We start from the raw sequence: 11,143 nt of genomic DNA on the forward strand, positions 1-11,143 counted from the left end.
GTCATATAAAAAACCGATAACAGGGGATGAGTTCAGAATAAAGTAAATTTCTGAAGAGCAAATCATGAAACTCGATAACGGTATGTTAGGATAGGGTCAAGTAGTTGCAGGTGTTTATGATCTGTTAGCAATCGTTAGTGGATGTTCGATGAACTTGGCCGCATGAAATTTTTTCAATAAAGGATAATCATGCTCAAAAAATTATGGCGGGGAGAGTACCCATTATGGTTAACATTTTGGGTATTTGCTGTAGGGGGTACAGTTTTACTTCAGGGTTTTGTTTATCTCATTCAGTTTTTTTACAGCTCTAACTCGATACAGAGCGTTTCTTTTATTTATCTAATACTGGCGGTTGCGCTGCTGTATACCGTTTTTTTATGGATTGTAACAGGCCGCAGTTCAACGAACTATAAAGGGACACGACTGTGGCCAATTATGGCAAAAATAGTTATTGCATTAATTTTTTTAAAATCATTAACGGATAGTTATCTCATCTACGAATATGAAACGATAAAAGATGACTTTCGTGAGCAACTTGTCAAAAAAATACAGGCTAAAAATAAGAAGCTACCCATAAAATGGGGGGACACATTGGAGTGGTACAAGGTCGCTGTTGAAGGAAACAACATGGTTTTCTATTATCGATTTGTCAATTTGAATCCACTCCAACAGGCCTCTCTGCAAATGAGTCCGACCCTTGTCCAGAAGAGGTTGAATGAAATATTTAGTGGGGAAGCAGTTTGTAAAAGCAAAGATGCCACCTTATTTTTTCAACATAACATGGGACTTATCTATCGTGTGGATAGAAAGGGACAACAACCTTATCTTGTTTATGTAACCGCAGAGCAATGTAAAGAAAAAACAAATTGAGCTGGTCAATTATTTCTAGTGATTGGTATTAAAAAATAAGAAAATAAAAGGCGCCGGGACAATAAGGACCCCGGCGAACGTTGCTTGTAGAACACGACGTTATTTACCAATAAGAATAAAAATGGCAGCGACCAAGGCGACAATTGCCACTACGATACTTGGAATGGCAATACCTGGTGCTAGAGTAGTAAGAGCAACCAAGATTAAATAGACTGCTAGAAAAATAAAACCGATATTTTTGATAAATGTCATAATTATTCCTTTAAATAATTCACTAGATTTCTTCGGAAGAAGTCTATAGAAGGTCCAACCCACAGTTCCACAAGGAACCCATGAACTAGTATGACTGAACACCATTCTTGGGTCTAGAGCTAAGGAAAAAGACAAAGAAACGAAGCTCTGTAGACTTTTAACAGCTTGCAACGAGCTGACCACCTGATAAACCACCATCAATGACGAGTTCACTCGCTGTCATAAAGCGCGATTCGTCGGAAGCAAGGTAGGCAATCGCGTAGGCAATATCCTCTGGTTGACCGATATGGCCAATCGGTTGAATTGTATTGTGCCGGGCAATAAATTCTTCATAGCCTATTGCGGATTTACGTGCTACTTCTTCCAGTAGGGGGGTCCAAATGTAACCGGGATGAATAGAGTTAACACGAATTTTGTCTTTCGCATAAAGCATCGCATCTGTTTTAGTCATTAAGCGAATTGCTGCTTTAGCGGCGTGGTTAGCCGGGTAATCAGGTGTACCAATTAAACCATGTAAAGAAGACATGTTGATAATACTGCCGCCACCGGCTTCTCTCAGATGAGGAATCACATGTTTGGTGCAGAAGAGAACACTTTTGACATTAATGTTCATTACTTTATCCCATTCTGCTTCGGTGAGTTCATGAGTAGGCTTATTATCGCCAATAATACCTACATTATTGACTAATACATTGATTCGACCCCAGGCTTCACTAATCTGATAAAACGTGGTTTGCACGTCTTTCTCAATAACGGCATTCATTGGCCAAAATTGAGCCTTCCAGCCTTGGGAATTGATTTCGGCAACAATTTTTTCTCCCTTTTCTATATTGATATCGAGTAAGGCAACCTGCGCTCCTTCTTTGGCGAGTAAACGGCAAGCAGCTTCACCAATACCCGAAGCACCTCCGGTAACCAGGATGACTTTATTGTTTAATCTGTTCATCAATTTTTATCCTTAAACCACATGGGGCAAGTCTAACCTACCAATTAGGTTTAAACTACCTTAGAGAGATATCCAATAGGTTATGCTTATTTATTTGTAAGTCGACCAAATAGTTTGAGGAGATAAAATGAGGATTACCATTGAACAGCTTTCTCCTAAAGTTGCGCAAAATTTATGTCGCAAGATTACAGCAAATCTGCCTGAGTATTTTGGTTTACCTGCCTGTAATGAGCACTATGCAATGGGTGTCCTGGATAGAATTAATTTTGCAGCAAAGCTTGGTAATGATTATGTAGGACTTTTATGTTTGGATTTTCCTTATCCAACAACGGCCAATATTTATTGGATGGGAGTCATGCGCGAGAATCATCGCCAAGGGGTAGGGGCTCTTCTGCTTGTGTCGGCAATGAAGTATGCGCATCGATTAAATGCTTCTACGTTAACAGTGGAAACATTAGCGCCAAAGGAAGCGGATAAAAATTATCTAAAGACTTATCAATTTTACCGAGCACAAGGTTTTTCTCCATTATTTAATTTAAAACCAGAGAACTATGATTTTCTAATGGTCTATATGGCAAAAAATATATCTGATGCCGTCATTGAAAATGAGAATAAGATTAATCTCAGATCGCTAATGCAAACTGATATTCAGCCCATTGTAGAAAAATTTAGCAGACATAATTGGGTAAAACCTGCTTCAACGTTTATCACCTATTTAGCTGAACAAAATAGAGGGGAACGTATTATTTGGCTAGCTTTTTCCCAAGATGAATTGGCCGGTTATGTTACTCTAAAATGGCTATCGTCCTATCCCTCATTTCGAGATCAAAATATACCGGAAATTATGGATCTGAATGTATTGCCACCTTATCGTAAGAAGGGGATTGGTTCCTGTTTGCTCGCTCGGGCTGAACACGAGAGTGCTAAAAAAAGTACTCGATGTGGATTGGGGGTTGGGCTTTATGGCGATTATGGGCAGGCGCAAAGACTCTATATAAAAAGAGGATATCTACCGGATGGCCTGGGGATAACGTCTCATTACAATGATGTTGTCCCTGGCGGGCGCTATGCCGTGGATGATGATTTAGTTCTATGGTTAACTAAAAAATTAGTTTAGTATAAATTAAAGGTTGAAGGTAGCGGATAGAAATCCGAATAAGCGTGAGATATTAAAGTTTACCCAGGTGAGTTAACGCTAACAATACTATGAATACATTACAATGGCTTTCGCATCTTATTGGTTTTAACACCATTTCTAGTAATTCCAATATCCAATTAATTGAGGCCATTGAGGCTTGGTTTAAACGCTATGATATTCCTTATCGTCTTATTCACAACAAGAAAAAATCTAAAGCAAATTTATTGGCAACCATCCCTGCAAACAATGGTGAAACACAGGGAGGTATTCTATTCTCTGGCCATACCGATGTAGTTCCAGTCGCTGGACAGCCTTGGGATACCGATCCTTTTATCGCCACAGAAAGAGATGGCAAAATTTATGGTCGTGGGGCCTGCGATATGAAAGGATTTGTCGCTGTTTTACTTGCTCTCGTCCCCGAATTTAAAACATTAAATCTTTTAAAACCTATCCATTTTGCTTTTACCTATGATGAAGAAGTTGGCTGTATAGGAGCAGACGTTTTAACCAGGCATTTACGGAAAATAGGTCTGCAGCCAGAAGCTTGCATTATTGGTGAGCCCTCTAATATGCGGCCAATAATCGGAGAGAAATCCCGGCAAGTTTACCACTGTAAGGTCAAAGGTTTGGCAGCGCACTCATCACTTGCCATGCGTGGTTGTAATGCAATTGAATATGCCAGTCGTTTGATTGCTTATGTCAGCAATATTGCTGGCCACCTGAGGAAAAACGGTCCTTTTGATGAGGATTTCGATGTTCCTTTCACAACGATTTCTACGAATATTATCAGCGGTGGAATTGCTGCCAATGTTACTCCTGGTCATTGTGAATTTATTTTTGATGTGCGATATATCCCCCAATTTCTCCGTGAAAATTTCCGTAGTCAAATTGAAAATTATATTCGTGATGAATTATTACCTGAGATGAAAATAACATGCCCGGATGCTGCGATTTCCCTCAATCAAATATCCGATTCGACTGGGTTTAACGCGTCAGAAGAGGCTCTCATTACGCGATTAGTGCGTATGGTTACCGGTGTAAAAGAGCGGTTGAAAGTTTCTTATTCAACGGAAGCGGGCATTTTTCAAGAGGCACATATCCCTACAATTGTTTGTGGTCCGGGTGACATTGAGCAGGCACATCGACCTAATGAGTTTGTCAGTATTGAACAACTTAAAATTTGCGAAAAAGTTCTAAGTAATATTGTCAATTTATTTTGTCTGAATTTAGATGCCGGCAGCAGTTTTTAATTTCATATTATTGATTTTTAATACGGTAAAAACGGCATTCCATATCCAAATAATACTCATCCTTATAGTATTCCATCCCGCAATTTTTCATTACGCGAAATGAGCCTTTATTTTTTTTATCGGCATAAGCAATAATATAGTCGGCTTTAATATAGGTTTTTGCCCAATTTAGCAGCGCGCTTAGTACTTCCGTGCCATAACCTTTGTTCCAGTATTTCTGATGAAAAAGATAACCCACTTTGGTTTCGCCACTATCAAGGTGATCAAAATAAGCTTCACCAACAAACTCATTGGTTTGAAGTTTAAAAATAACAAAGCAGGGGAGGCCTTTGGTTTTGCAGTTCAGCATACAGTCATTCATGTAGGCTTTAATTTCATCATCAGTGAGAGTGCCCTCGGGAAAGAATTCTTTAACAACCGGATCCTTATCCAGGCTTCTGAGATGTTCGATGTCTTCCCGTCGCATAAAACGCAAGCCCAAGCGTTTTGTTTCGATTAGATAGTTTTGCATCCTATTTCATACCATTTGATTTTATTCCCTACTAGTAAGAATGGCTGAAAAATAGGATGCTTTCCAGTTGTCATGGTGAGCACTGGCATGACTGATAGTAATCTATACCTTTTTTACAAACTGCGATTTCAATTGCATAGGACCAATGCCATCAATTTTACAATCGATGTCGTGGTCACCCTCAATTAATCTTATATTTTTAACTTTAGTACCGACTTTTACGACCAAGGAAGAGCCTTTAACTTTTAAATCCTTGATAACAGTCACTGTATCACCATCGTTTAGGATATTTCCGTTAGCGTCTTTAATAACCGTTTCTTTATCCGTGTTCCTTTCAGAGATATCTTTCGGCCATTCATGAGTACATTCCGGGCAAATAAAAAGTAGGCCGTCTTCATAAGTGTATTCGGAGTTGCATTCTGGGCATCTTGGCGGGTTGTTCATGTTAAATCCTATTGTTGATTGGCTTTCAATTTGAAACAGTACTGTTATTTTTGGGCAGTAACCATTTTTTTCCTTCGACTAATCGGGCAATCATCATACTACTTACGCTATTACCTGTCACATTCAACATCGTTGCTAGCGGATCGATAAGAATGCTAATAGCCGCTATAACTATCAGCACTGAAGGTGGAAATCCATAGATAGTCAGGATTAATAATTCACCGAGCATACCACCACTTGGAATAGCTCCCATGACGGTACCAACCAATAAGGAAACACCCAGCGCGGTGAGTAACACGGTGGCCCCCGAAAAATCCAAATGAAAAATACCAAACAAAAAGGCAATTTTAAAAACACCACCGATCACAGAGCCATCTTTATGAATGATGGTTCCCAGCGGAATGGCTGTTTCATAAATTTCTGGGGAAACGTTCATTTTCTTTGTGGCAATCAAATTGGCAGGAATGCTGGCAGCGCTGCTACAGGTTGCGATGGCTGTGGTCGCAGGAAGCCATACATTCTTCCAAAATGTTCTTATTCCCGCTGTGTTACCGGCGAGGTAGGCGTAAAAAGTATAGGCAGCGATGAAATAAACCAGTGACGAAATATAATAAATGACAGTAATGCGAACATAACTTTCCATTAATTTTGGACCCAGTTCACTCACTAAAACGGCAAAATAAGCAAAAAAACCAATGGGGGCGTAATACATAATGAACGAGAAAACGCGTATGAAAATTTCTTCACCTGATTGTAAAAAGGTGGCGAATAATTTGCCTTTTTCACCTGTAGTGGCAACAGCCAGCCCCACTAAAACTGAAAAGACAATTAAGGCAAGCATATTTTCGTGGGAGAGGAGTTTGGAAAAATCGGGAACGGTGAAGATAGCAGCAATCTGACTTGAAAAACTGATCGTAGCCACTTTCTCAGGGTTTGCCAACTGCAAATAAACATCTTGTGCAGGCGGGAAAAACTTTACAATAAGAATGGTATAGATAGCTGCTATCATTCCAGTAAACAGAAAAACAATAGCCATATAGAAAATAATTTTTCCCAGCTTTCCCAAAGAACCTGCGCGTGCAATAGCCGAGGACACGCTGAAAAAAATGAGTGGTACAATGGCTGTAAAAATTAAATTGAGAAAAATATCGCCCAAAGGCTTTAAATAACGGGTACCGGAGCCAAATAAATAGCCAGCCAAGCCTCCCAGTAAAATGGAAGTAATTAAAATAATGGGAAAAGCATATGAGTTAAGTGTGTTATGTCGAGTTGTCACAACCAAAAATGTCCTATTACTTCTTCAGCCAATAAGCCTAGATAACAGAATTCATAAAAAAAGTCACTTCACTCGCTGATTTTGCGTTATTTTTTCAATGAAAATCACTTAATGTTTTTTTAAGAAACACTTAATGTTTTCTTAAGATTTCCTTAATGTATAAACACTATACTTATAAAAGCTTTTTCTCTAAGGATGTACTCTCATGCCTACCGTAAGTATTGAATCAAATGCTAATAAACAGCTCAGAACCAATTATGCCCGCACTCTAAAGCAAATTAAACATGATTACAAAGAGTTAATGGAAAAATTTTCTAGCCTTGGTCGATCTGTATCTGCATCAGAAGCTTTTATGATTGAATTGGGAAAGAAAGTTATTAATCCATTGATTTTAATAGAAGATGATGCAAAAAAATTAGGTAGGGATACGCATACTTTACCCAGTTTTATCAAGAGATCAGAGCTTTGGGCTCTGTGTAAAGGCTCAAAATCGCTTCTTCTTAAGTTGTGTGAAAGAGATGCATGGCTACGCCGGTTAATGGGTGCGGATAGTAAGCACGGTAGAGAGGAAGATCGTGAAGCCTTTCATAACCGAGTGAATAAGTTCAAGAAAACATTACAAGAGTTAATGAAAGATACGAATGAATATGATCTATGCCTTCCTTTTATAGAAAAATTTGAACAAGGAACCCTCGCTGCGTTTAACAACTACCGCAAGCAACTGGGTTTCGCAGAAAGAGTGACTCCCCAGTTACTTAAGAGGTTTTGTGACCAAGACCATAAAGGCTCTTTGCAAGTGCAACAGGCAGGTGTCTTAAATCAGGTTTTCAGAAAGCTGAACACTATTTCTGATAATGGGATTGCTCAGGAAGAACTCAAATTTAAACAAACCAAAGCATACAAAGAAGCTGCTTCCCCAATAGAGAAACGAATCTTATTGAAGAAGCATATGGATGCCTTTAGAGAAAGTTTACCTTTACAAGAAAAACTGGAGTTCCTGGATCGCGTTCTGCAGAGTCAACAACCCTTTAAAAAAAGAACGCTCACCAAAGAAGAAAAGAAAACGTTAACTAAAGAAGAAAAGGCAGCGATAGCCCTGGAAGAAAAAGAAAAAATGCTTCAGCACAAGGCAGATAAAAAGGAATTTGCCCCTTTATTTAAACGTAATACCAAGGCAGAGCAGCAAGGAAATGCTATTCCTATTATTCAGCATTTAAAAGACCTTCGAGCAGCTTTCGCAGTAGCAGAAGAAGCCAGAATTGGATATCTTCAAGCTGTACAGACATCACAACCCGAGGCGCGTAAACGAAAAACAGATTCTGCCAAGCCTTCTGCCCCAGAGGAAAGACCGGAGAGCCCTAAAAAGCAAAAAACGGAATCAGGTAACTATGCAAGAAAAATGCGTCTTTTCCATGAAGCAGAGCAACAATCTGAGCAAACAACAGACCAAACGGTTGATATGGATCTTGAAATAGCAGACGCACCTTTGATTGTACCCATGTACTCAAAATAAGAATTGAAAAAATTTCTTCGTCTTAGTAGGAGGGCTATCGCATTGTTTGAAACTAACAATACGATGGCCCTCATTATTGATACGTTGTTGTGTTCATTATTCGTTTGATGTTTCCCAAATCTGTACGCAATTTCTTCCAGCAGCCTTTGCGGTGCCCATGGCGTGCATACTGTGATCTATACATTGCTCTATAGGTAGATGGGGATCAAGTAAGGCTAAACCAATGGAAACGGTCATGCGAATAGTTTCCTGCTGGCCTGCATCGATGGTGATGGTGGCAAGACCTTTTCGTAAGCGCTCAACCACTTTTTGGCCTGGGGCTAGTTCAGTGAAAGGAATACATAACAGGAATTCTTCACCACCATAGCGAAATACTCTGTCATAAGGCCTAAGATTATCAATCAGGTAATGTGCGATAGCTGCTAATACCTTATCGCCTATGTAGCGTCCGTGTTGCTCATTAATCTCACTAAAATGGTCCAGATCAACCATAGCAATACAACAATTTTGACCCTGGCGCTTGGCTAATTCCTGTTGTTCGCGCAAGATGGGTAAGATGCCTAATTGTGAAATAGCCCCAGTCAACGCATCGCGATTATATAATAAGGACTCCAGTTCACTTTTTAATGCAGTAATTTCCAGTTGTAAATAGGCCAGTGCGCTGGTAAAAAGATCATAGTTAACAGGGCTGATAGTTCCAGTTGCTGCTTCTTTTACTAGCTGTAAAGCGAGAAGATGTATTTTTTTGTGTGCTTCATCAATAGTAAGAAATCCAGGATAGTCATTGAGCTCTTTAGGGGCTGATGTGCTTAGCCATTGACCAAAGATGCATTGATGGTGCCCATCGGCTTGTAGATTATTATTATCAATGGGTAAATGGCAAATAAGGGCGCGAAGGAGCGTGCTATGCCATTGTAAATGTTCACTAAGCGCTTGTTCAAGCTGGATGATGACCTGTTGGAGCTCATGGCGTGGAATCATGTTGGCTGATAACATGATACATCCTTCTAGTTATCCAAAACCACAGTCACTCTAAGTATATTAGGTCACTATTACAAAAACAACCTGCTAGATTTTTGGCAGGCTATCAGACTAGGCGAGTTTGCCAGGCCGTTCTCTTTCCCAATATTTTAAAGGTGATAAAGAAGGATTCTCCATGGCGTCTACAGGTAGATAAAAAGTTTGCTCCAACAAAAATTGCCCCCCTAGGGCAGCATGGGAGACTTGATCCGTAAAGACTATCCAAGTGCTATTGGCAGGAAAATCAAATCGTTGTTTATTGACGGTTTGTTGATAGTCATCATTAAGCTTCATCGTATCATGTAAATTGAGCTGATAGTGATCATAGGCTGAGCGGAGCGTTTTAGTTGCTTTTATCCAATGTAAAAATTTAGCGCGAATAGGGCTATAGTTTGGAATGCCTGCGGCAAAGCGATTAAGCACTTTGGCAAAGGGCTCGCCCAGATGCCAGACTCTTGGTGCTCCATGCGGGTTAATATTGCAAAAGACGCGTAATATACGTTGTCCGTTAACTGGGCTGGCTGGAAAAGAGTCAACATGCAGACGAGTATCATCCTTGCGCTTTGAGCTGACTCTTCCTTTAATCTCGGCAGGGCGATAACTGGTTCTTCCCCATAGGAGTGCCTGTTGATATTGCGGAAATACCGTATCTACCAATTGCTTTGCAAATTCAGCATAGCGCTGCATAAACGCTTTTAATGGGGCCGATAGCGCATTTTCATCATCCTGCTGTCGATAACCTCCCAAGCGTTGTCGGCTATAATCAAAACTCACATTTTTATGTTTACCATCCAGGATTGTTTCCGTGAGTAATTGCTCGGTTTCTGCTGTCTGAAGCGAAAAAGCATAATTGGGAAAGTAAATGACTTTGCCAGCCTCCAGGGATTGCAAAGCAAGCTCTTTATTGTCGGCAGTAATGGACTCTAAATCATTGATGTTCAGAATATGCAATTGGTCGTTCATATTGCCTCGGACTTGATTAATCAAAACGACATGATTCTAGCAAATTATTCTGTCAATTTGCTGAAATTGATGAATTATCTTAGTTTGCAGCCTATTATTGAAGGGTATAGGGATATTTTGTTATTTATCTGGAAAGGTTAACGATAAATAATATCAATTGTTATGATTTAACCAATTGATTTTAAAATATCTTCTTTTTGCGCTATGGTTAGAGGAGGTTATATTTCTCTAGCTTGCATGTTGACAGCTTGATAATTGAGCACCGCAGCGGAGCCTTATGCTCTTATGTGTGAGCAGTGAAGCAAGCGGTAAGCACCAAGATAGCAGGAATGTAAACAGCCCCGAATACATGAAATAACAAGGAGTTTGTATGAGCGATGTCGTCAAAAAACTATCTATTATCATGGCAGATACTTATGCATTGTATTTAAAAACCCAAAATTATCATTGGCATGTTACAGGTCCCCAATTTAAAGCGTTGCATGAACTATTTGAAATGCAATATCTGCAATTGGCGGAGGCTGCTGATCAAGTTGCTGAACGTATCCGCATTATAGGGCATAAAGCGCCAGCGACATTTAAGGAATTTGAGCAATTAAAGAAGATAAAAGATGGTGATTCCAGCCTTGATGCTAATCAGATGGTGACCGAACTTGCTAATGATCATGATACGTTGGTGAAAGATCTGAACCAGGCAATGACCTTAGCTCAAGAAAATAATGATGAAGGGACTGCTAATTTACTTTCCAATCGTATTGAAGAGCATGAGAAATCACGTTGGATGTTAAATGCATCACGTGCCAGATAGCTTTAACTAAAAAAATAAATAAGACAACAGGGCTTAGGCTCTGTTGATCTTATTAGGTTGCTTAAATCAAAAAAAATCTTCCTTAGTTTTAAGATATCAGCCACAATCCTTGCTGATTGGGAATTCGATGCAATACTGGATGCGTGTCTAAC

At 39.6% G+C, this 11,143-nt stretch carries 12 protein-coding genes; 5 read left to right on the top strand and 7 right to left on the bottom strand.

Translation table 11 applies throughout. The features are described from left to right. Positions 1-189 precede the first annotated feature (189 nt). Positions 190-870, top strand: a complete 681-nt coding sequence (locus ACN4Z1_RS05230; protein ID WP_228364386.1) for a hypothetical protein — start codon at positions 190-192, stop codon at positions 868-870. A 99-nt stretch (positions 871-969) separates the two neighbouring features. On the opposite strand, the gene ACN4Z1_RS05235 is transcribed toward ACN4Z1_RS05230, so the two are convergent. Together ACN4Z1_RS05235 and ACN4Z1_RS05240 are read right to left on the bottom strand one after the other, a co-directional pair. Continuing rightward, positions 970-1,122, bottom strand: a complete 153-nt coding sequence (locus ACN4Z1_RS05235; RefSeq protein ID WP_019217514.1) for a hypothetical protein — start codon at positions 1,120-1,122, stop codon at positions 970-972. 157 nt (positions 1,123-1,279) lie between these two features. Then, a complete protein-coding gene (locus ACN4Z1_RS05240) occupies positions 1,280-2,068 on the bottom strand; it encodes an SDR family NAD(P)-dependent oxidoreductase (protein WP_419386171.1) in 789 nt (262 codons plus the stop codon). Between the two features lie 127 nt (positions 2,069-2,195). Between ACN4Z1_RS05240 and ACN4Z1_RS05245 the strand changes: the two genes are divergently transcribed. Then, positions 2,196-3,185, top strand: a complete 990-nt coding sequence (locus ACN4Z1_RS05245) for a GNAT family N-acetyltransferase (RefSeq protein WP_228364384.1) — start codon at positions 2,196-2,198, stop codon at positions 3,183-3,185. A gap of 89 nt (positions 3,186-3,274) precedes the next feature. After that, positions 3,275-4,456, top strand: a complete 1,182-nt coding sequence (gene argE, locus ACN4Z1_RS05250; RefSeq protein ID WP_419388056.1) for an acetylornithine deacetylase — start codon at positions 3,275-3,277, stop codon at positions 4,454-4,456. 7 nt (positions 4,457-4,463) lie between these two features. Here argE and ACN4Z1_RS05255 read toward each other — a convergent pair whose 3' ends face one another. The 3 genes from ACN4Z1_RS05255 to ACN4Z1_RS05265 form a co-directional block, all read right to left on the bottom strand. Continuing rightward, a complete protein-coding gene (locus tag ACN4Z1_RS05255; RefSeq protein ID WP_115220883.1) occupies positions 4,464-4,967 on the bottom strand; it encodes a GNAT family N-acetyltransferase in 504 nt (167 codons plus the stop codon). A gap of 102 nt (positions 4,968-5,069) precedes the next feature. After that, positions 5,070-5,411, bottom strand: coding sequence for a zinc ribbon domain-containing protein YjdM (locus tag ACN4Z1_RS05260; RefSeq protein ID WP_228364382.1), 342 nt, complete (start codon positions 5,409-5,411; stop codon positions 5,070-5,072). Positions 5,412-5,436: 25 nt separating this feature from the next. Beyond that, complete coding sequence (locus ACN4Z1_RS05265; protein WP_419388055.1) at positions 5,437-6,687, bottom strand: dicarboxylate/amino acid:cation symporter; 1,251 nt, start codon at positions 6,685-6,687, stop codon at positions 5,437-5,439. Positions 6,688-6,892: 205 nt separating this feature from the next. Here ACN4Z1_RS05265 and ACN4Z1_RS05270 point away from each other — a divergent pair, with 205 nt between their 5' ends. Next, entirely contained in the window at positions 6,893-8,200 is a 1,308-nt protein-coding gene (locus ACN4Z1_RS05270; protein ID WP_419388054.1) for a hypothetical protein, read from the top strand. Positions 8,201-8,296: 96 nt separating this feature from the next. On the opposite strand, the gene ACN4Z1_RS05275 is transcribed toward ACN4Z1_RS05270, so the two are convergent. Both ACN4Z1_RS05275 and ACN4Z1_RS05280 read right to left on the bottom strand, forming a co-directional pair. Continuing rightward, complete coding sequence (locus tag ACN4Z1_RS05275) at positions 8,297-9,196, bottom strand: diguanylate cyclase (RefSeq protein WP_419388053.1); 900 nt, start codon at positions 9,194-9,196, stop codon at positions 8,297-8,299. 96 nt (positions 9,197-9,292) lie between these two features. Then, positions 9,293-10,183 carry a Kdo hydroxylase family protein gene (locus tag ACN4Z1_RS05280; RefSeq protein ID WP_419388052.1) on the bottom strand — a complete coding sequence of 297 codons (891 nt, stop codon included), beginning with the start codon at positions 10,181-10,183 and terminating at the stop codon, positions 9,293-9,295. A gap of 370 nt (positions 10,184-10,553) precedes the next feature. On the opposite strand from ACN4Z1_RS05280, the gene ACN4Z1_RS05285 reads away from it, so the two are divergent. Beyond that, positions 10,554-10,991, top strand: coding sequence for a Dps family protein (locus tag ACN4Z1_RS05285; RefSeq protein ID WP_228364377.1), 438 nt, complete (start codon positions 10,554-10,556; stop codon positions 10,989-10,991). Positions 10,992-11,143 lie beyond the last annotated feature (152 nt).

Origin of the sequence: Legionella sp. ST3F1 (assembly GCF_048553315.1) — a bacterium.
Taxonomy (GTDB): domain Bacteria; phylum Pseudomonadota; class Gammaproteobacteria; order Legionellales; family Legionellaceae; genus Tatlockia; species Tatlockia donaldsonii.

Coding starts and splice junctions, on each gene's coding strand:
- ACN4Z1_RS05285 (WP_228364377.1), top strand. CDS start 10,554: ATGAGCGATGTCGTCAAAAAACTATCTATTATCATGGCAGATACTTAT.
- ACN4Z1_RS05245 (WP_228364384.1), top strand. CDS start 2,196: ATGAGGATTACCATTGAACAGCTTTCTCCTAAAGTTGCGCAAAATTTA.
- ACN4Z1_RS05230 (WP_228364386.1), top strand. CDS start 190: ATGCTCAAAAAATTATGGCGGGGAGAGTACCCATTATGGTTAACATTT.
- ACN4Z1_RS05270 (WP_419388054.1), top strand. CDS start 6,893: ATGCCTACCGTAAGTATTGAATCAAATGCTAATAAACAGCTCAGAACC.
- ACN4Z1_RS05275 (WP_419388053.1), bottom strand. CDS start 9,196: ATGTTATCAGCCAACATGATTCCACGCCATGAGCTCCAACAGGTCATC.
- ACN4Z1_RS05260 (WP_228364382.1), bottom strand. CDS start 5,411: ATGAACAACCCGCCAAGATGCCCAGAATGCAACTCCGAATACACTTAT.
- ACN4Z1_RS05240 (WP_419386171.1), bottom strand. CDS start 2,068: ATGAACAGATTAAACAATAAAGTCATCCTGGTTACCGGAGGTGCTTCG.
- ACN4Z1_RS05235 (WP_019217514.1), bottom strand. CDS start 1,122: ATGACATTTATCAAAAATATCGGTTTTATTTTTCTAGCAGTCTATTTA.
- ACN4Z1_RS05255 (WP_115220883.1), bottom strand. CDS start 4,967: ATGCAAAACTATCTAATCGAAACAAAACGCTTGGGCTTGCGTTTTATG.
- argE (WP_419388056.1), top strand. CDS start 3,275: ATGAATACATTACAATGGCTTTCGCATCTTATTGGTTTTAACACCATT.
- ACN4Z1_RS05280 (WP_419388052.1), bottom strand. CDS start 10,183: ATGAACGACCAATTGCATATTCTGAACATCAATGATTTAGAGTCCATT.